This window comes from Corynebacterium sp. KPL2830 (assembly GCF_040225635.1).
In the GTDB taxonomy this organism is placed as follows: domain Bacteria; phylum Actinomycetota; class Actinomycetes; order Mycobacteriales; family Mycobacteriaceae; genus Corynebacterium.
Genome location: NZ_JBEHFR010000026.1, coordinates 1 through 19597, shown reverse-complemented (window position 1 = coordinate 19597; position 19597 = coordinate 1). Strand labels below are relative to the sequence as shown.

At 60.7% G+C, this 19597-nt stretch carries 15 protein-coding genes and 1 pseudogene; 9 read left to right on the top strand and 7 right to left on the bottom strand.

The genetic code is table 11. From position 1 onward, the window contains the following. Positions 1-9: 9 nt before the first annotated feature. Positions 10-669, bottom strand: a complete 660-nt coding sequence (locus tag ABRP87_RS09130; RefSeq protein WP_239268412.1) for a carbonic anhydrase — start codon at positions 667-669, stop codon at positions 10-12. 35 nt (positions 670-704) lie between these two features. Between ABRP87_RS09130 and ABRP87_RS09125 the strand changes: the two genes are divergently transcribed. Then, positions 705-1559: an HhH-GPD family protein gene (locus ABRP87_RS09125; protein ID WP_239268414.1), complete on the top strand. Its 855-nt coding sequence runs from the start codon at positions 705-707 to the stop codon at positions 1557-1559. A 56-nt stretch (positions 1560-1615) separates the two neighbouring features. Here ABRP87_RS09125 and ABRP87_RS09120 read toward each other — a convergent pair whose 3' ends face one another. Together ABRP87_RS09120 and ABRP87_RS09115 are read right to left on the bottom strand one after the other, a co-directional pair. Continuing rightward, positions 1616-1786 carry a DUF4236 domain-containing protein gene (locus ABRP87_RS09120; RefSeq protein WP_081443674.1) on the bottom strand — a complete coding sequence of 57 codons (171 nt, stop codon included), beginning with the start codon at positions 1784-1786 and terminating at the stop codon, positions 1616-1618. Positions 1787-1999: 213 nt separating this feature from the next. Next, on the bottom strand, positions 2000-4879 hold the full coding sequence (locus tag ABRP87_RS09115; protein ID WP_349868446.1) for an ATP-dependent Clp protease ATP-binding subunit: 2880 nt from the start codon (positions 4877-4879) through the stop codon (positions 2000-2002). Positions 4880-5095: 216 nt separating this feature from the next. Between ABRP87_RS09115 and ABRP87_RS09110 the strand changes: the two genes are divergently transcribed. Next, positions 5096-6409 carry a serine/threonine protein kinase gene (locus ABRP87_RS09110; protein WP_349868444.1) on the top strand — a complete coding sequence of 438 codons (1314 nt, stop codon included), beginning with the start codon at positions 5096-5098 and terminating at the stop codon, positions 6407-6409. Between the two features lie 97 nt (positions 6410-6506). Here the strand turns inward: ABRP87_RS09110 and ABRP87_RS09105 are convergent, their stop codons facing one another. Continuing rightward, entirely contained in the window at positions 6507-7928 is a 1422-nt protein-coding gene (locus ABRP87_RS09105; RefSeq protein WP_023023920.1) for an MDR family MFS transporter, read from the bottom strand. 97 nt (positions 7929-8025) lie between these two features. Between ABRP87_RS09105 and ABRP87_RS09100 the strand changes: the two genes are divergently transcribed. From ABRP87_RS09100 to crtI, 3 genes are all read left to right on the top strand, one after another. Further along, the gene (locus tag ABRP87_RS09100) at positions 8026-9462 is read left to right on the top strand and encodes a GuaB1 family IMP dehydrogenase-related protein (RefSeq protein ID WP_284771727.1); all 1437 of its coding nucleotides are present in this window, start codon (positions 8026-8028) and stop codon (positions 9460-9462) included. Between the two features lie 31 nt (positions 9463-9493). Then, positions 9494-10345 carry a phytoene/squalene synthase family protein gene (locus ABRP87_RS09095; protein WP_349837742.1) on the top strand — a complete coding sequence of 284 codons (852 nt, stop codon included), beginning with the start codon at positions 9494-9496 and terminating at the stop codon, positions 10343-10345. Positions 10346-10416: 71 nt separating this feature from the next. Further along, the gene (crtI, locus tag ABRP87_RS09090; protein WP_349868442.1) at positions 10417-11991 is read left to right on the top strand and encodes a phytoene desaturase family protein; all 1575 of its coding nucleotides are present in this window, start codon (positions 10417-10419) and stop codon (positions 11989-11991) included. Positions 11992-11997: 6 nt separating this feature from the next. Here the strand turns inward: crtI and ABRP87_RS09085 are convergent, their stop codons facing one another. From ABRP87_RS09085 to lysS, 3 genes are all read right to left on the bottom strand, one after another. After that, entirely contained in the window at positions 11998-12615 is a 618-nt protein-coding gene (locus ABRP87_RS09085) for a hypothetical protein (protein WP_349868441.1), read from the bottom strand. Positions 12616-12651: 36 nt separating this feature from the next. Next, positions 12652-12921: a hypothetical protein gene (locus ABRP87_RS09080; protein ID WP_349868439.1), complete on the bottom strand. Its 270-nt coding sequence runs from the start codon at positions 12919-12921 to the stop codon at positions 12652-12654. A 445-nt stretch (positions 12922-13366) separates the two neighbouring features. After that, complete coding sequence (gene lysS / locus ABRP87_RS09075) at positions 13367-14944, bottom strand: lysine--tRNA ligase (protein ID WP_349868437.1); 1578 nt, start codon at positions 14942-14944, stop codon at positions 13367-13369. A 1302-nt stretch (positions 14945-16246) separates the two neighbouring features. Here lysS and ABRP87_RS09070 point away from each other — a divergent pair. The 4 genes and pseudogenes from ABRP87_RS09070 to ABRP87_RS09055 all read left to right on the top strand — a co-directional run. Next, the gene (locus tag ABRP87_RS09070) at positions 16247-16957 is read left to right on the top strand and encodes an ASCH domain-containing protein (protein WP_349837739.1); all 711 of its coding nucleotides are present in this window, start codon (positions 16247-16249) and stop codon (positions 16955-16957) included. A 433-nt stretch (positions 16958-17390) separates the two neighbouring features. Then, the gene (locus ABRP87_RS09065; protein WP_349868435.1) at positions 17391-19103 is read left to right on the top strand and encodes a carbon starvation CstA family protein; all 1713 of its coding nucleotides are present in this window, start codon (positions 17391-17393) and stop codon (positions 19101-19103) included. Further along, positions 19087-19344, top strand: coding sequence for a cory-CC-star protein (locus ABRP87_RS09060; RefSeq protein ID WP_023029243.1), 258 nt, complete (start codon positions 19087-19089; stop codon positions 19342-19344). The genes ABRP87_RS09065 and ABRP87_RS09060 overlap by 17 nt, the downstream gene beginning before the upstream one ends. Further along, positions 19335-19523, top strand: a pseudogene (locus tag ABRP87_RS09055) (ArsA-related P-loop ATPase); the annotation flags it as partial. The gene ABRP87_RS09060 and the pseudogene ABRP87_RS09055, both read left to right, overlap by 10 nt. Positions 19524-19597 lie beyond the last annotated feature (74 nt).

The following is a 19597-nucleotide window of genomic DNA, read 5'->3' as shown; positions in this document are numbered from 1 at the left end:
CACTCAATTTTAAGTGGTAGACGCGCCTGGATCCGCTAAGCGGGCTCCGCGTGTCAACTCAACGCCGTAAGAGTGCAACGGCTCCACGCGCGAGTCCTCGAGGAGGTAGCGGGCGCCGACGATGCCGAAGGAGCCATCGTCAAGCTGCTTGCGCACATTAGGGATGCTGGCCACTACCTGGGTGACGGTTTGGAGGGTGTGTTGGCGCTCGACATCGGCAAGCGTGGCATCAGGCCCCGCAGTCCACGCGGACGTCGCGACCTTCTCGATGATGGGCCGCTGCAGGCCGATGGGCAGCTCGCCGCCGCGCACAAAATCCACCGCGGCCGCCACCGCACCGCAGGACTGGTGACCCAAGACCACCAGCAGGTTGGGGTGCAGATGGTCGAGCGCATAATCCAAGGAAGCCAGCACGGAGGCGTCGAGTATGTGGCCGGCGGTGCGGATGACGAAGGCATCGCCAAAGCCGATATTGAAGATGTGCTCGATGGGCGCGCGGGAATCGGAGCAGGCCAGGACCACCACGCGGGGATCCTGGCCTTTGGTGAGCCCGTCGCGCTCATAAATCTTGTTGAGATCCATGATGGTGCCGTCGATGACGCGCTGGTTTCCGGCCTGGAGGGCCTCCCAGACGGCCTGCGGATTATGGGCAACGTTACTTAATGGCATGAAGTATATTTTAATGCCCTAGACTGTCCTGCGAGATGGATACGCACGCACTTCTTTCCTGGTTTGACGCCAATGAACGCGATTTACCCTGGCGGCGCCCCGGTACCTCCGCCTGGGGAGTGCTGCTTTCCGAGGTCATGAGCCAGCAAACCCCCGTCGCGCGCGTCGCCCCCGTGTGGGAGGAGTGGATGCGGCGCTGGCCCACCCCCGCGGACTTCGCCCAAGCCTCCCGCGCCGAGGTGTTGCGCGCGTGGGGCAAGCTCGGCTACCCGCGGCGCGCGCTGCGGCTCTGGGAGTGCGCGGGGGTAATGGACGAGGTTCCGGCGGACGTGGATGAGCTGCTGGCGCTGCCTGGAATTGGCGACTATACCGCCCGCGCCGTGGCGTGCTTTCACTTTGGCCAGAACGTGCCGGTGGTCGATACCAACGTGCGCCGTGTCTATGCCCGCGCCGAAGACGGGAATTTCCTCGCTCCGTCGCCCTCCAAGCGCGAGCTCGCCGCTGTGGCCGCGCTGTTGCCCGAGCGCAATGGGCCGCGTTTTTCCGCCGCGCTCATGGAGCTCGGCGCGCTGGTGTGTACTGCGAAAAATCCCGATTGTAAGCGCTGCCCCCTGCGCGCGACCTGCGCCTGGCAGCTCGCCGGATGCCCCGAACCTTCCGCCGCGGAACAAACGCGCGCCAAAAAGCGCGTGCAGAAATTTGCCGGGACCGATAGGCAGGTGCGCGGCAAAATCCTAGACGTGCTGCGCGCCGCCGATCACCCAGTGCCGCAGTCCGCGATCGACGTAGTCTGGCCCGATGCCGCGCAGCGTTCCCGCGCGCTGGCTTCGCTGCTTGACGATGGCCTCGCCGAGCAAAACCCCGCCGGCCTCTTCCATCTGCCGGACTAACCGCCTGCCGGTTTAACCGCCCGGCGGGCCTGCCAGCGTTTAGGCGCAGCGACTCGCTAACGCCAGCGACCGCGGAAGTTGAGTCCGCCCGGGAGATTGACCCACATGCCGCCGCGGGAATTAAAGGTCACCGGCCCAATCTTCGTGGACATGGAGGCACCGGATCCGGAGATGTTAATCCAGCTATTCTTGCCGGTCTTTTTGCGCGAACGATATTGAAGTCCCATAACCGGTCATTCTAGCAATACCCCCGTGCACGACGCTGCGCCACAGAACCAGCGGGCCGCTGTACCGCCATACCGCTGGACAGAGGCATTCGCCCGCCCCGGCTGGTGAGCAAGCTGACCATGGGTGGGCGCATACGAAAACCACCCAGGGTTCGCGGTGGAACCGTGGGTGGTTTATGCAGGCCCGCACGGGGGCGGGGCTTAGCCGATTAGTTACATCGGCTGGCCAGCGCCTGCCGGTGGCGGGTTCTTGCCATCGTCGTCGGAGTTGCCGAGCCCCGGCTTTTCCGAAGGCACGTCCGGGGAAATGACATCTGGCTCGCCGTTGGTGTCGATGCCATCATTGCTGGAACCGGAACCGCCGTCCTTCGGGCCACCATCCTTCGGATCGTCGCCCTCTGGGCCGCCGTTACCGTCGCCGTTGTCGCCATCGGAATCGGAGTCGGAATTATCCGAAGCGGAACCGTCGGCGGCCTCGTCGGAGGGGTTGTTGTCGCGCACGGAGGCATCGGCAAGCGAGGGCTCATCGATGTCATCCGGCAGCGGCTTCGGGCGCGGGGTGAAGGTGAAGGTAGCGCCGGAGTCGTCCTTGGACTCGCCGTCCCAGCCTTCAACGTCGACCGAGATGATCTCGCCGGCGCCAATCTCGCCGAAGAGAATCTTCTCCGAGAGCTGGTCCTCGATATCGCGCTGAATGGTGCGACGCAACGGGCGGGCACCAAGAACCGGGTCGAAGCCGCGCTGGGCCAGGAGGTTCTGGGCCTTATCGGTGAGCTCGATGCCCATATCGCGCTCTTCCAGCTGGGTACCCACGCGGTCAATGAGCAGGTTAACCATCTGCACGATCTGCTCGCGGGTGAGCTGGTGGAAGACCACGACGTCATCGATACGGTTCAGGAACTCGGGGCGGAAGTGCTTCTTCAGCTCGTCGTTAACCTTCGCCTTCATGCGCTCGTACTGGGCGTCCGAATCGTTCTCGCTAGCGCCGGTAAAGCCCAAGCCCACCGGCTTCGAGATGTCCTGGGTACCCAGGTTCGAGGTGAAGATGAGGACGGTGTTCTTGAAGTCGACGACGCGACCCTGGCCATCGGTAAGCCGGCCGTCTTCCAGCACCTGCAGCAAGGTGTTGTAGATCTCCTTGTGGGCCTTTTCGATCTCATCAAAAAGCACCACGGAGAACGGCTTGCGGCGAACCTTCTCGGTCAGCTGGCCGCCCTCTTCGTAGCCAACGTATCCCGGAGGAGCACCGAAGAGGCGGGAAGCGGTGAAGCGGTCGTGGAACTCACCCATATCGATCTGGATGAGGTCATCATCCGAACCGAAGAGGAAGTTAGCCAGCGACTTCGACAGCTCAGTCTTACCCACACCGGACGGGCCGGCGAAGATGAAGGAACCGGAAGGACGGCGTGGATCCTTCAGGCCTGCACGGGTGCGGCGGATGGCGCGGGAGACGGACTTGACCGCCTCGTCCTGGCCAATGATGCGCTTGTGCAGCTCCTCTTCCATGTTGAGCAGGCGGGAAGATTCCTTCTCCGTCAGCTTCAGCACGGGGATGCCGGTCCAGTGCGCCAGGACCTCAGCGATTTGGTCCTCGCCCACCTCGGCGATTTCCTCCAGGTCACCGGAGCGCCACTGCTTTTCCTTCTCGGAGCGCTCCTCGCCCAGCTTGCGCTCGTCATCGCGCAGACCGGCGGCCTTTTCGAAGTCCTGGGCATCGATAGCCGCTTCCTTTTCCCGGCGAACCTCGGCAATGCGGTCATCGACCTCGCGCAGGCCCTTCGGGGCGGTCATGCGCTTAATGCGCATGCGGGCACCGGCCTCATCGAGGAGGTCGACGGCCTTGTCCGGCAAGAAGCGGTCATTGATGTAGCGGTCCGCCAGCTGCGCGGCGGCGTGCAGCGCCTCATCGGTGTAGGACACGCGGTGGTGCGCCTCGTACTTATCGCGCAGGCCCTTCAGGATGAGGAAGGTGTCATCCAGCGAAGGTTCATCGACCTGCACCGGCTGGAAACGACGCTCCAGCGCGGCATCCTTTTCGATGTGCTTGCGGTACTCATCCAGGGTGGTAGCACCGATGGTCTGCAGCTCGCCGCGGGCCAGCTTGGGTTTTAGCAGCGAAGCGGCGTCGATGGCACCTTCGGCAGCACCGGCACCGACGAGGGTGTGGATCTCATCGATGAACAAGATGATGTCGCCGCGCTGGTTAATTTCCTTAAGAACCTTCTTCAGGCGTTCCTCAAAGTCACCGCGGTAGCGGGAACCGGCAACCAAAGAACCCAGGTCAAGCGAGTACAGCTGCTTGTCCTTGAGAGTTTCTGGGACCTTGCCGTTAACAATGTCCAGCGCCAAGCCCTCAACCACTGCGGTCTTACCAACGCCAGGCTCACCGATGAGCACTGGGTTGTTCTTGGTGCGGCGCGAGAGCACCTGCATGATGCGCTCAACCTCGGACTCGCGGCCCACGACGGGGTCTAGCTTGCCGTCCTTGGCTGCCCGGGTGAGGTTGCGGCCAAACTGGTCTAGCACGAGCGAGTTGGAGCGCTCGCCCGAGCCGCCGGAACCACCGCGCCCACCGGCACCGGCACCGGGACCTGCGCCCGCGCCGATGGGGCCTGGGGCCTGGTTCGAGTCGCCGCCGCCTTCTTGCTGGCCGCCCTCGTAGCCGGACAGCAGCTGGATAACCTGCTGGCGCACGCGCGGCAGATCAGCGCCGAGCTTCGTCAGCACCTGTGCGGCAACGCCGTCGCCCTCACGGATAAGTCCGAGCAGGAGGAACTCCGTGCCGATGTACTTGTGCCCCATCTGCAGGCCCTCGCGCAAGGACAGCTCGAGGACCTTCTTAGCGCGCGGGGTAAAAGGAATGTGGCCGGTGTGCGGCTGGCTGCCCTGGCCAATGATCTCCTCTACCTCACGGCGCACGTCCTCCAAAGAAATGCCCATGGACTCTAGAGCCTTGGCAGCTACACCTTCTCCCTCGTGGATAAGGCCGAGCAGGATGTGCTCAGTTCCGATGTAGTTGTGGTTAAGCATGCGTGCTTCTTCTTGCGCCAAAACGATGACGCGACGAGCACGGTCTGTAAACCTCTCGAACATGACTCCCCTAAACTTTCGCTTCTAATGTGGTACCCACTGTAACGCCGCACGACCCAAAGGATTTCCTCTTTTTGGCCCCCATTGCCCTATAAACGCCCCAAACCGCCCATACTCGCAGCTCACATGGGTGTACGCCGGTAGCGAACAGGCTCTATTTAGCCTAGAATCTTCTACATTCTCCCTGCCGTCTCGTAGATACGAAGGAATAAAACAGCCGTGCCGCACCTTCCCGAATTCTTTGCTTCCCAGCACAACCTGCACGAAAAGGCAGTGCTGGATGAGGGGCCCAATTCCACCCTTTTTGCCGTGGAGGACGGCTCCACCCATGAGGAACTCACGGTGGAGATCTTCGCGGCGGGGGTAGAGGGCATCGTCAAGGCCTCTACCGCCCTGCACGGCCTGCACCACCCCGCGCTCGCCGCCTTGGAGGGCTCTGGCACCACCGCAGATGGCCAGGAATTCTTGGTCCGCAAGGGCTGTAAGGGCACAGCCTTGCCCGCGCTTGCTGATGCCCCCACCAAACCCCGCGCCCAAGAAATCCTCACCCCCGTGGCCGGCGCGGTGGATTTCCTGATTAGCCGCAACCACGCGGATTTCGCCGTCCATGGGCTCAAGGCTGAGCGCGTGTTCGTGGATGAGGATAAAGAGGTCGCCGTCCTCGCCGCCGCGGGCCCAGGTGGTGCCAGCACGGCGGAGGAATCGGCGGAGGAAACCGCCGAGAAAACTCCAGAAAAGGCCGAGAGCGTGACCGGCGCCGATGCCGTCCGCGCCTTCCAAAAACTCGTTGCCGCCACGTGCCCTTCCTTTACGCCGGACAAAGATTACTCGAGCGCCAAAGAGGTGGTGGCAGCGCTGCGCCCCGAGCGCGATCTCGATACTTCGCAGTTCCCGCCGGTGCAGGCCGAAGAGCCCGAGTCCCAGCCACAACAACAGTTCCCACCGCAACCGCAGCAGCAGTTCCCGCCGCAGAACCAGGCGGGCCCCCAGTATCAGCCGCAGTATCAACAGCAATACCAGCAACAGCCGGTACCACCGATGAATGCGGCCCCGCCAAAGAAGAAGGGCAAGGGCGGGCTCATCGCGCTCATTTCTGTTTTGGCCGTCATCGCAGTGGCTGCGGCGGGAGCGTTGTGGTATTTCCTGTCCTACCCCAGCTGGGATGACAAGGAAAAGAACCTAGCGAATGCTTATCCGAGCCTGATTGGCTCGCGCAGCGGCCAAGACGGCGAGCTCGGCGCGGAGTGTTCCTCCCGCGCCCCAGAGGATGGTCAAGAAGCGAAGATCACCTGCTCGGGAGACGGTTTCGACTACACCGCCGCCTACTACCCCAGCGTGGAAGAACGCGATGCCGTCCTCCCAGACGCTGCCCCAGTAGAGCTGTCTAACGATAGGTGCACCATCCAAAGCTACGAGGCCTCAACGGATCCGCAGACCTACGTCATGGCCGTGGAGGGTACTCAGTCCATCTTCATGGTGTGGGGCGACGATGCCGAAGCCGCGCGGCTAAAGCTGCCGCTGTGTGCGCAGTAGGCGCCGCAAGATAACCGGCGGCGGGATGGCCCGGAACGCCCGCGCGGAGGCCACTCCGTCGGCGCGTCGGGCGACGTGCAGCTTCCCGGCGCGGGGACTAGTCTTCGGCGGGCACGCGCTTGAGCAGGGGCGCTAGCACGAGCACGAAAAGCGAGAGCACGCCGGCGAAAAGGAAGGCCCAGTGCGCGCCTTGGGCGGTGGCGGCGGCCTCGCTCATCCCCTCGGCTTGGCCGGATTTGGTGCCGCTGGTCAAAAAGGCGACGAGGAAGGCGGTACCCGCCGCGCCGGCGAGTTGCTGCAGCGTATTTAGAATGGCAGAGCCGTGGGAGTAGAGGTCATCGGGAAGCGAGGACAGCGAGACCGTCATCAGCGGGGTCATCATGAGCGCGATGCCCACGGCGAACAGGATATGCATGCCGATGACCATCCACACCTCGCTGTTTTCTGTCAGCAGGGTCATCAGCCAGATGCCGGTAGAAAACATGACTGCGCCGGGAATCAACAGCGGCCGAGGCCCAAGGGCGTCATAAATCCGTCCCACAATCGGGGAAATCCCGCCCTGCAAAAGGCCGCCGGGCATCACCACGAGGCCGGTGACCAGCGAGGATACCGCCAGCGAGGTCTGTAGATAAATGGGCAGGATATTCACCGTGCCCAGCAGCAGGGCGAACATGAGCAGCATGGCGATGACCGCGAGGGTGAAATTGCGGACCTTAAACGGGCGCAGGTCCAAAAGCGCGCGGTTTACCTTAGCCAGCCGGAGTTGGCGCACGGTAAAGGTAATGAGGGTGAGGACGCCGAGGAGGAGCACGAGGGCATCGGCAAGCGAGCCACCCTCCACCATCTTCTCGATGGACGATAGGCCATAAATGAGCCCGCCGAAGGCCAGGGCGGATAAGAATACCGACGGAATATCGAGCGGGGTATCCCTGCGCTCGCCCACATTGACCAGGCGGAAGTAGCCGGCGATGCAAATGGCGGCGATGAGCGGGACCATGGTCCAGAAGATGACGTGCCAGGTCGCCATGCTCAAAATGAACCCGCCGACGGTGGGGCCCAGGGCCGGCGCCACGGAGATGACCACGGTGATAATGCCCATGACGGTGCCGCGGCGTTGCGGTGGAACGAGCGTCATGGCCACGGTCATAAGGGTAGGAATCATCAGGGCGGTACCGGCGGCCTGCAGCACGCGGCCGGCAAGCAGCAACCCAAAGGCCGGGGCGAGGGCCGCCAGCACCGTGCCCGTGAGGAAAACGCCGGTGGAGGCGCCAAAAATCTGCCGGGTGGTGAATTTATCCATCAGGAACCCGGTGGTGGGAATGACCACACCCATGGTGAGCAAGAAGCCGGTCAGCAGCCACTGCGCGGAGGTCGCCGGGATGGAGAAATCCGCCATGATGGTGGGCAGCGCCACCGAAAGGGCGGTTTCATTCAAAATCATCACCATCGCGGAGAGCACCAAGATGGTGAGGTTGACTATGACCTCTGCGGAGATTTTCGGAGCGGGATTCTGAGACACCAAATCAGGATACTGACTTGGCTAAACCTGCAAAACTTGGGGCGTATGATTTAGATGTCTTTTCCTGCACCCTCGATTCACGTTAGGCAATCTCACAGTGCATTTCCTCAATGATTCCCGCCCGCCCTACGAGCTGACCTACTCGGATGTATTTATGGTGCCGAACCACTCAGATGTTGGCTCGCGGCAGGCGGTCGACCTCACCGCGGCCGATGGCACGGGCAATACCATCCCGCTCATCGTGGCGAATATGACCGCTGTGGCCGGCCGCCGCATGGCAGAAACCATCGCCCGGCGCGGCGGCATGGCCATCCTGCCGCAGGACCTCAGCCTGGAGGCCGCGGCGGAGACGATCGCCTCGGTAAAGGCCGCCGACCTGGTCTATGACACCCCTATCACCATCAAGCCGCACCATACGGTGGGCTATGCCAGCAACCTTTTGCACAAGCGCGCCCACGGCGCGGCCATCGTGGTCGACGGCGCGCTGCCGGTAGGCATCATCACGCCAAAGGATCTGCGCGGGCAGGATAATTTCACCGCCGTGGGCGAGCTCATGACCACTGATTTGGTCACTTTGCCTGTGGGCATCGACCCGCAGGAGGCCTTTACCCGCCTGCGCGCAACCTCGCGCAAGCTCGCCCCAGTGGTCAATCCGGATGGCACGCTGGCGGGCATTTTGACGCGCAAGGGTGCGCTGCGGGCGACGATGTATAAGCCGGGCATCGACAAGCAGGGGCGCCTGCACATCGGTGCTGCGGTGGGCATTAATGGCGACGTTGAGGACAGGGCGCGGGCGCTTGCCGATGCCGGCGCTGACGTCCTCGTCATCGATACCGCCCACGGGCATCAAGACAGCATGCTGGCGGCGCTGCGCAAAGTCAAGGCCCTGGATCTGGGACTGCCGATTGCCGCCGGTAACGTGGTCACGGCCGCCGGCGTGCGCGAGCTGGCCGCGGCGGGCGCGGATATTATCAAGGTCGGCGTGGGCCCCGGCGCGATGTGCACCACCCGCATGCAAACCGGCGTGGGCCGCCCGCAATTTTCCGCCGTGCTGGAGTGCGCGTCCGCGGCCCGCGAGGTCGGCGCGCACGTGTGGGCCGATGGCGGCGTGCGCGATCCCCGCGACGTGGCCCTAGCACTGGCTGCGGGCGCGTCCAATGTGATGATTGGTTCCTGGTTCGCCGGCACCTTTGAATCCCCCGGTGACCTGCACAAGGACGCTGATGGCTCGTTCTATAAGGAATCGTTCGGCATGGCCTCGCGCCGGGCGGTGCGCGGGCGCAATTCCGCCACCGAAGCCTTCGAGCGCGCCCGTCGGGAGATGTTTGAGGAAGGCATTTCCACCTCGCGCATCTACCTCGATCCGGAGCACGGCGGCGTGGAGTATTTGGTAGACCGCATCATCTCCGGCGTGCGCTCATCCTGTACTTATGCCGGGGCCGATTCGCTGGCAAGCTTCCACGAGCGCGCCACCGTGGGCGTGCAATCTGCCGCCGGCTTTGCCGAGGGCCAGCCGCGGGCCACCAACCGCTAGGGTGCTTTGGGCGCGTGCTACTTTTGCAAGTATGTTGACTCGCTATGACCAGGCGGCCTCGCGCGCGGCCGCGCGGGTTATGGGGCAGTATTCCACCAGTTTTTCCCTGGCCACGCGCCTGTTGCGCGGGCGGGTGCGCGAAGACATCCGCCACCTTTATGCCGTGGTGCGCATCGCGGACGAGCTTGTCGATGGCACCGCACATCAAGCCCGCATCGATGCCGCCGCCGCGCTCGATGCCTACGAGGCCGCTATCTTGGCGGCGCCGGAGAAAAGGCTGCACACCGATCCCGTCGTGCACTCTTATGCCATTACCGCCAGGCGCTGCGGCTTCCAGCGCGATCATCTCGTGGCTTTTTTCGATTCCATGCGCGCAGATCTCACCCATCGGGAGTATTCCGCTTCCGAGCTCGCCGAGTATATCTACGGCTCCGCCGAGGTCATCGGCTTATTGTGTGTGCAGGTCTTCTTGGCGGAAGAGACCGTCTCCGCCGCCGATCGCGCCACGATGGACCGCGGTGCGCGCTACTTGGGTTCCGCGTTTCAAAAGATTAACTTCCTGCGGGATCTGGGCGAGGACTCCTCGGTCCTGGGCCGGGCCTATTTCCCGCAGGCCGCTGGTGGCGAGCTTTCCGAGGCCGCCAAGTCCGCCCTCATCGCCGAAATCCGCCGCGAGCTCGCCGCCGCCGAAAAAGCCATACACCTCTTGCCGTTATCCGCCCGCGTTGGCGTGCGCGCGGCCGCCGATATCTTTGCCGAGCTCACCAACCAGCTCGCCGCTACCCCCGCCGCGGAGTTAAAAACCACCCGCATATCCGTGCCGAATCGCACCAAGGCATGGCTGGCCGCCCGCGCGGTGCGTGCGGTGCGTGCGGTGCGATAGCGCACCGCACGTAGATGAACCCGCACGTAGATGAAGAACCCCGCCGAAGACTGAATACTAAGGAGAACATTATGCACGCTGTCGTCATCGGGGCCGGCATCGCCGGCCTTGCCACCGCTGCCCTCCTGGGAAAAGAGGGCTACGAGGTTACCGTCGTAGATTCCCTAGACGAGGTAGGCGGACGCGCGGGCAGCTATACGGAGGCGGGGTTCCGCTGGGATACCGGACCGTCCTGGTACCTCATGCCGGATGCCTTCGACCACTTCTTTTCCCTCTGCGGTACCTCGACAGAAAAGGAACTGGATCTGGTGGGCCTCTCACCCGATTACCGCGTCTATACCGGCGGCCCCGGCGAGTCCGCTCCTGGCACCGCCGCGCGCCCCACCCCCGTGGATGTACATTCCGGGACCGATAACGTTGCCCACCTCTTCGAATCGATTGAACCAGGTGCCGGCAGCCAGGTGCGCACTTATTTAGCAGATGCCAGCGACGCCTACCACGTAGCGCTCGATCACTTTTTGTACACCACATTTTCGGCGCCGTTGAACCTGGTGCATGCAGATATTCGGCATCGGCTAGCGCGGATTGCAGCGCTGCTGACTACCAGCTTGCAAAAGCACGTCAACGGGCAATTTTCGGATACGCGCCTGCGCCAGATTCTGAGCTACCCAGCGGTTTTTCTCTCTTCCGAGCCCGCCGCGGCCCCAGCACTGTATTCCCTTTTAAGCCATACCGACCTGGTGGAAGGCGTGTGCTACCCCCTCGGCGGATTCCACGCAGTGGTGCAGGCCATTTACCGCCAAGCAGAAAAATTCGGCACCACATTCCGCTTGGGCGAAGAGGTCACCGCCATCACCACCGCCAGCGGGTCTTCCACACGTGCCACCGGCGTCCGCACGACAACCGGGCATATCGATGCCGATATTGTGGTCTCCGCCGCGGATTTGCACCATACCGAAAATCAGCTGCTTCCCCGGAAACTGCGCACCTATCCGGAGCGCTACTGGGCCCGCCGCAATCCGGGGCTGGGCACCGTGGTGGTACTTGCCGGTGTGCAGGGCAAGCTCCCGCAGCTAGCTCACCATACCTTTTTGTTCAGCCAGGACTGGGACCCCGATTTCCGCGCGGTCTTTTCCGCACCGGACCCAGAACGTCCCCTCGGCGCCTCTGAGTCCATCTACGTTTCGAAGGTTTCTGCCACCGACGCGAATGTCGCACCGGAAGACCACGAAAACCTGTTCTTCCTCATCCCCGTACCCGCTGCAGAAGCCTACGGGCACGGCGATGCCTACCACTCCGAGGCTTCCCCGCGCGTTGCTGCTATTGCCGATGCCGCCCTCGACCAGCTTTCCCGCACCGCCGATATTCCTGACCTCCGCGAGCGACTCACCATCACACGCAGTCTCGGACCAGCCGATTTTGCCGAGCGCTATCACTCCTGGTCAGGTGGAGCTTTGGGGCCAGCGCATACGCTATTTCAATCTGCATTCTTCCGCGGGCGCAATGCCTCGCGCAAGGTGGCCGGCCTCTACTACGCTGGTGCGACCACCGTGCCGGGCGTCGGCGTGCCTATGTGCCTGATTTCTGCAGAAAACATCATCAAGCGCCTGCGCGGCGATACCTCCGCTGGGCCCCTGGCAGGCTAATCGAGGTTACGCGTCGAGCAGCACGACGCGGCTAATCCCGCTCCGGTCCTGACAATTGGGCAATCTGTTGCTTGGCTCAGTGTCATCGAGGAATTTCGGTGCAGCAAAGCTGCATTCCCACTCGCCGATATTCAGGATGCCACGCGTATTGACCTCTTTAGGCTTGAACTCATAGTGCACATAGTAATCCACCACTTCCATTGCCTTGGGACAGTTGGTGCCATCTACCTGCGCATAGACATTCTTAAGGCCCCATTGAGTGTCCATCTGTCCACAGATGGTGCCTGGCGCCGCATAGCCGTTGGAATCCGGTTCTAATGGATAGGTATCGGCGGAGAACTGACCGTTATCTTTAAGAGTGAAGTGGTGGCCGTTGACGGTGACCATAAATTCATCCTCATGTGGGGCCGAAAAGGTCACGCCACTGATTTCTACCTCTTCGCCGACCTTGAGTGGTTGTGCTGGAACAAGATCGCCCGGCTCGACTACAGCCGCAGGAAAGAACCCTGCGCCTTTCTTGTAGCTAACCATATTGGTTTCCCATTGCGGGATTTCCGGGTCCGGCAGAATTGGTGGGTCGGAGAATTGTACGGAGCACCACGGGCCTTCAGATTGCTCATTCAAGGAGCACTGAACCTTCCCATCGGGGCTTTTTACTCCTCAAGAGTTCATCTGCTCGTATGCGGGACCGGTCGCGAGATAATCTTTGGCATCGCGCTGTTTAAGACCGTGAGAATCTTTCTCTTCCTCCGTCTGCTTAGTCGTTGTGGTTGTCTCTTCCGTTGACTCAGGAGCGGAGGTTTCTTCCGAGGATGCCTGCGTTGTGGGCGAACTAAAGGCCTGGTTCTCCGCGTCATCGTCGGGCGAAGAGCACGACGCGAGGCCGACTGCTAATAAGGGGACGGATAGGAGAGATACGATTCTTTTCATATATTCAGTTTCGCACAGTATGTGCACCATCACATGAGTTTGCAAGCCCTACCGGCGCTGCTGCCCGCGATTGCAAAAACAAACTCCGCCGACCCCAGCGAAGTCGGCGGATTCGGTGATTGCAGCAGCGTTGCGGGATACTTCTGTTCCTCCAGCAAAGTGCGACCTCCGATGCACAACGTCTGATGCAATAGGTCCTCGGTGATAACTGAGCAAACTCGGCCCTGAAATGTAGCATTTTCCGCTCAGATATCACCGAGGAGGTTGCACTTTTGTGAAGTCGATAGAAGTAGGCAGAAGTAGGCGTGCGACTCGGGCTGCGAGGCACACGCGGCGGGTGCAATGGGCAAACAAAAAGGCTGCAGCCAAAGGAAGGCTGCAGCCGGTGTCGTTGCGCTAACGGTGCCCGCGCGGGTGGGCACCGAGTGGGAGCGCCGGGTATGGACTACTTCTGTTCCGGCTTTACCAGTGGGAAGAGCACGGTCTCGCGGATACCGAGGCCGGTCAGGGCCATGAGCAGGCGGTCCATGCCCATACCGGTACCGGCCGTGGGCGGCATGCCCTGTTCCATCGCGGCGAGGAAGTCCTCGTCCAAGACCATGGCTTCCTCATCGCCGCCGGCGGCAAGGCGGGCCTGATCCTCGAAGCGCTCGCGCTGGACAACGGGATCGACAAGCTCCGAGTAGCCGGTGGCCAGCTCGAAGCCGCGCACGTAGAGGTCCCACTTTTCGGTCACGCCGGGTTCGGAACGGTGCTGGCGGGTTAGCGGGGAGGTCTCCACCGGGAAGTTCTTCACAAAAATGGGGCCTTCCAGTTGGTCCTCGCACAGGACCTCCCAGATTTCCTCCACCAGCTTGCCGTGGCCCCAGCCCTCGCCCTGCGGCACGTCGAGGCCGATGACCTTGGCAATGCCCTTCAAGGTCTCCACGTCGGTATCGATGGTGACCTCCGGCTGGCCAGGGAACTTGCGCTGCAAGGCCTCGTTCAGGGAAGGATACATCTCGATTTCGGGCCATTGATCGCCGCCGAAGTCGAAATCGGTGCCGTCGGCAAGCGTGACGGTAGTGGAACCAAAGACCTCGCGGGCCACGGACTGGATGGATTCGCGGGTCATGCGGGCGCAATCGTTGTAATCGCCCCAGGCGGCGTAGGTCTCTAGCATGGCGAACTCCGGCGAGTGGGAGCGGTCCACGCCCTCGTTGCGGAAGTTGCGGTTGATTTCAAAGACGCGGTCGATGCCACCGACGACGGCGCGCTTCAAGTACAGCTCCGGGGCAATGCGCAGGTAGAGGTCAATATCGAGCGCATTGGAGTGGGTGATAAACGGGCGAGCGGCCGCACCACCGTGCAGGGTCTGCAGCATCGGGGTTTCGATCTCTACAAAGTCCTGGCCTTCCAGGTAATTGCGCAGCGCGCGCATGACCTTCACGCGCACCATGGCGTTCTTGCGGGCCTCTTCGCGGATAATGAGGTCGTTATAGCGCTGGCGCACGCGGGTATCTTCAGCCATTTCCGCGAAGGACACCGGCAGCGGGCGCAGGGACTTAGCCGCCATGGTCCATTCCTCAGCCATGATGGACAGCTCGCCACGGCGGGACGCAACCACGTGGCCGCTAACGGAGATGAAGTCGCCCAAGTCCACATCGGACTTCCAGGCATCGAGGCGCTCCTTGCCCACCTTGGCCTGCGAAAGCATGGCCTGCATTTGGGTGCCATCGCCGTCCTGCAAGGTGGCAAAGCACAGCTTGCCGGTATTGCGCATGAAGATAAGGCGGCCAGCGATAGCGTGGGTGACCTCGGTTTCCTCACCAGCGGCCAAATAGGTCACGCCCTCTTCATTGCCCGGCTCCTCACCCTCGGCCACTACGCGGAAATCATGGCGCAGATCCTTTAGGGAGGTGGTGCGCTCGACGGATACCGGGTAGGCCTCTACGCCGGATTCCAGCAGGCGGTCGCGCTTTTCGCGGCGGATGCGCAGCTGCTCAGGGACATCATTTACTTCATTATTCTTCTGCTCGCTCACGTTAGCCTAGGGTAGTCGATCCCAGCTGCTACCCGCGATTTGGCCCAGCTATGTCTACCAAAGCAGCGAAAGGGCGCACAGACCGCAAGCACACACCATGACGTTGTATCGACTGAGAACACTAACGATTCCTACAAAATATCGTTTAAGCCTGCGTTCCCCACCTATAAAAAGAATCCGGCCCTGAGATAGTTTCTCAGCGCCGGTATTCTGTAGCTGCGGGTACTGTCCCGCTTTATAGCTAAGATTTTATACCTATTCTAAAAGAAAGACAAGTGTGTGATGCCTAAACTGACATATCGTGCGGCTAGGCAAATAGAACGGGCTATCCCTCCTGCGCGCTTCCAGACATATAAGCAAGCCACGGTAGGGCTTGTTGAGGCAGCTCAGCTTTATCTATGGAATATACAAGCCTCCAGCGCGGTTACCGAGCTGACGGGGATAGTTGAAGTCTTGCTTCGTGACACAATCGATATGCGTCTCCGTCAATGGAATGCTGCTCTCGGAGGTCATGAAGATTGGATTGTGAATCCGGCTCCAACGATTTTGCAACATCTAGTTCGTCCCAATGTCCCCGCTTCATGGCAGCCCCGAAATGATTCAGACCTATATCCAAGGTGGTGGGAGAAGAAGGCACTAGATAATTATGCTAAGCCCCATCCCGGTAGCCGTTCTGTGAGGTCCGTTCCACCAACTCACGATGATTTGGTGGCGAGTTTGAACTTCGGTTCATGGACTAGCATTCTTCCTTCCCCGAATGCTGGTCCTCGAAACAAACGAGTCGAAATATGGAACTCAGCACTGTCATCAGGATTTCACGGCGTTCGACATGAAGCGGTATATCGCTATGCCCATGAACTACGGTGGATGAGAAACCGAGCTGCTCATCTACGGCCAATGCTTGATATTAATCGTCTCTGGTCTACGCATCGCTACGCGATACGCTTACTTAGGTCTATGGATACTGATTTTGCACAGATCATTGCAGGCCAAGCTACTCTTCCGACCGTTATTAAGGCCAAGCCCCATACTCTATGAAGAAGCCAATAAATCCAAGGGCGAGTGACATGCCTGAATGCCCTGGGCTTGCCTAGCATTTTCTGCGACCCAGCCTTTGAGCATCGGTTTCGAGGTACTTATATCGGGCCACTTTAATTGCACTCTGCTCAGCCAAAGAAGAATAAACCAAGTGCCGCCTCGGAGCTAAGGTTTCCTGCGATCAAGCAAACCCAGGAAATCCAGATTTGATTGGCCCCTGTCTTTAAATAGATCGATGCTGCTAGTAGTTACTACCATTGAAGCGTGATTACTAACGAACTTCGGGAATTAACAGCCAAAGCAACCGCCCATGCGCAGCGTTTCCAAGACGGAGGCGACCACACCGTCGCCGCAGCCCTCCTGACCAAATCAGGAAAACAGGTTCTCGGTTTAAACGCACACCATTTCCTTGGTGGCCCCTGCGGTGAAGTCTCTGCTTTAGCAAACCATGCCGCTAGTTACCCAGAGGATCCCATCCAAGCAATGGTCGCCGTATATGGACCTACCGGACAAGTAATTTCACCCTGTGGTAAATGCCGCCAGGTACTTTTTGATGTCGATCCATCCATCCAGTGTATTGTGCGCGGAAGCAACGGCCTTGAAGCGCTCACCGTGGAAGAGCTTCTTCCATTCGCGTTTAACTGGCGAGATATGGAAAAAGAGCAGCGTATCTACATGTGGGAAGGCTACGAGGATTCCATTCGGAGCGGAGAAAAGCAACAAACAATCCGAGTAGATGATCCCTTCTATGAAGGAAAAGCCCAAATAGTCTTTGAGAAGGAAACCGGAGAAGTTGTCACGCTACCCGCACAGGTCACAGCCGTTGTATCTACCCAGCGCGGGCTACTGTCGGAAAAGCAAGCTAAAAATGACGGGTTCAATTCTCTATCCGAGCTTCACGAAGCTTTAGATACCCACTACCCCGGATTAGCGGATACAGACGAAGTTGACGTTGTAGAATTCGAGCTCCAGTAGACTATCCAGACCGAAAATCGGATCATTCGCTACCTAACCAAAAAGCTGCTGTTCGGAAATTTTTGAGATATTTCGTCAAGATTTACAAGTGCCGCCACCAAAGGGCTCCCAACTGTAGGAAGCGAGCTAACGACTCCTCCATAAGTCCAGTCGAGTGAGCCTTCGCCGTTAACCACGGTACTTCGGCACGACTGGCTCCATGCCGCGCCAGCAGAGTCCTTTAATCCCGGCCGCTACCCGCGATTTGACCCAGCCATGTCTCCCAAGCGGCGTCGAGCACGCATAAGCCCCTGCGATCCACTCCCGCGCGTCCACATAGTGGAACACCACCCCCTTAATTCACCCGCACTGCAAGAATTTGTGTGAACCGTGACATACTGTTCAGACCTGTGATACACAACACCTCACCTTCGACGCGCAAGGAGACACAGCCATGAACTCTCTCATCCTTGTCATCATCGGCGTGGCGATGATGCTGGCCGGCTACCTGCTCTATTCCAAATTCCTGGGCAAGAGCATCTTCCGGCTATCAGAGAACTACACCACCCCGGCGCACCGCCTCAAAGACGGCGTGGATTACGTTCCCACCAATAAATACGTGCTGTGGGGCCACCACTTCACTTCCGTGGCGGGTGCGGCACCGATTATCGGCCCGGCAGTGGCCGTCATTTGGGGCTGGCTCCCGGCATTCCTGTGGGTCACGTTAGGCACCTTCTTCATCGCCGGCATGCATGACCTGGGTGCGCTGTGGGCATCGCAGCGGCACAAGGGTCAGTCGATTGGTACGTTGTCGGGGCGCTACATCGGCAAGCGCGGGCGCAACCTCTTCCTCATCGTGATCTTCTTGCTGCTGCTCATGGTCAATGCCGCGTTCGCCGTGGTGATTTCGAACCTGCTTATTTCTACACCCTCGGCGGTCATTCCCACGTGGGGTGCAATCGCCGTCGCGCTGCTGATTGGCCAGGCCATCTACCGCCTGAACTGGAACCTGCCGCTGGTGTCCCTGGTGGGCGTGGTGGCGCTGTATTCGCTGATGGTTCTGGGTGACCGCTTCCCGGTCGTGCTGCCAGAGACGGTCCTGGGCATTCCCGCCAACGGCGTGTGGATCATCCTGCTATTTATCTACGCCTTCATTGCTTCGCTGCTGCCGGTGTGGGTGCTGCTCCAGCCGCGCGATTACATCAATGGCCTGCAGCTTTTCGTAGGTCTTATCATCTTGTACGGCTCCTTCCTCATCACCCGTCCGGAACTCGCCGCCCCTGCCGTGCGCGAGAATGTTCCTGAGGGCACCCCCGGGATTTTCCCGCTGCTTTTTGTCACCATCGCCTGCGGCGCCATCTCTGGTTTCCACGGCATCGTGGCCTCGGGTACCTCGTCGAAGCAGATTGATAAGGAAACCGACGTTCGCTTCGTGGGTTACTTCGGCGCGGTGGGCGAGGGCCTGCTGGCGCTCGGCACCATCATCGCCACCACCGCCGGCTTTAAGACCCTGGCGAATTGGGAGGAAGTCTACGCCGAGTGGAACTCCGGCGGCGTCAACGCCTTCGTACAGGGCGGCGGTGCGCTGATGAACGAGGGCCTGGGCATTCCCACCTCGCTGTCTGCCACCATCCTGGCAACCATGGCCGTGCTCTTCGCCGCCACCACGATGGACTCCGGCGTGCGCCTGCAGCGCATCGTGGTCCAGGAAATCGGCGAGATCTTGGGCATCCGCATCACGGCGCTGGTTTCCACCATCATCGCGGTGGGCCTGGCCTTCGGCCTGACCTTCTCGGCGGGCGCGGACGGGTCCGGCGGCATGACCATCTGGCCGCTCTTCGGTACCACCAACCAGCTCATGGCCAGCCTGTCCTTGGCCATCGTCGTGGTCATCCTCACCCACCTGCGCCGGCCCACCCTGCCGGTTATCATCCCGCTCATTTTTGTCACCATCATGTCGCTGTGGGCAGCGCTGCTACAGCTGAAATCCCTGTTTACAGATCAGAACTGGCTGCTCTTCGGCATGGACGTCGTCATCGTCATCGCCTCCATCTGGGTCATCGTGGAGTCGATCGGCGCCATCTCCAACGCGCGCAAGGAACCGCCGCTGGAGTGGACCGATGACGATACCGACGCTCCCCTTCCCCAGCATGCTCGACAAGCTTAAGGCCTTCGGCGCGGGGCTCAATGAGTTCTACCAAGCCCCGTACCGCGCCGTATTTGCCAAGGCCCAGCAGCAAGAAGATGACCTATTTATGATGCTGGTGGCCTCGGAGGCGCTCGGCATCCCCAACCCCGCCAGCTACTACACGCTGGAGCTATTGCCGCTGGTCTACGAAGATTTCCACGCCTGGCACACGCGCATGGGCATGGATAAATCACCCCTGGAGAATATTCAATGCTGCTAGAAACCGCGCCCATCATGTTCTTTGGCGGCAAGGGCGGCGTAGGCAAGACCACCCTCGCCACCGCCACGGCCCTGTCTCTTTCTCAGGACCACAACGTGCTGTTGGTCTCCACGGATCCGGCGCACAACCTGGGGCATATCTTTGATGCCACGCTTTCCGATGCCCCCACTCACCTCACCCATTACGTTGTTAGCAGTTCCGCTTGAGGTTACCCAGGATTCGTAACTCTGCCCCCATGCCGGGGCAGGTTATG

What these genes read in the sequence shown, in the direction of transcription:
- ABRP87_RS09115 (WP_349868446.1), bottom strand. Translation starts at nt 4,879, where the DNA reads ATGTTCGAGAGGTTTACAGACCGTGCTCGTCGCGTCATCGTTTTGGCG.
- ABRP87_RS09120 (WP_081443674.1), bottom strand. Translation starts at nt 1,786, where the DNA reads ATGGGACTTCAATATCGTTCGCGCAAAAAGACCGGCAAGAATAGCTGG.
- ABRP87_RS09060 (WP_023029243.1), top strand. Translation starts at nt 19,087, where the DNA reads ATGCTCGACAAGCTTAAGGCCTTCGGCGCGGGGCTCAATGAGTTCTAC.
- ABRP87_RS09125 (WP_239268414.1), top strand. Translation starts at nt 705, where the DNA reads ATGGATACGCACGCACTTCTTTCCTGGTTTGACGCCAATGAACGCGAT.
- ABRP87_RS09080 (WP_349868439.1), bottom strand. Translation starts at nt 12,921, where the DNA reads ATGAAAAGAATCGTATCTCTCCTATCCGTCCCCTTATTAGCAGTCGGC.
- ABRP87_RS09130 (WP_239268412.1), bottom strand. Translation starts at nt 669, where the DNA reads ATGCCATTAAGTAACGTTGCCCATAATCCGCAGGCCGTCTGGGAGGCC.
- crtI (WP_349868442.1), top strand. Translation starts at nt 10,417, where the DNA reads ATGCACGCTGTCGTCATCGGGGCCGGCATCGCCGGCCTTGCCACCGCT.
- ABRP87_RS09095 (WP_349837742.1), top strand. Translation starts at nt 9,494, where the DNA reads ATGTTGACTCGCTATGACCAGGCGGCCTCGCGCGCGGCCGCGCGGGTT.
- ABRP87_RS09065 (WP_349868435.1), top strand. Translation starts at nt 17,391, where the DNA reads ATGAACTCTCTCATCCTTGTCATCATCGGCGTGGCGATGATGCTGGCC.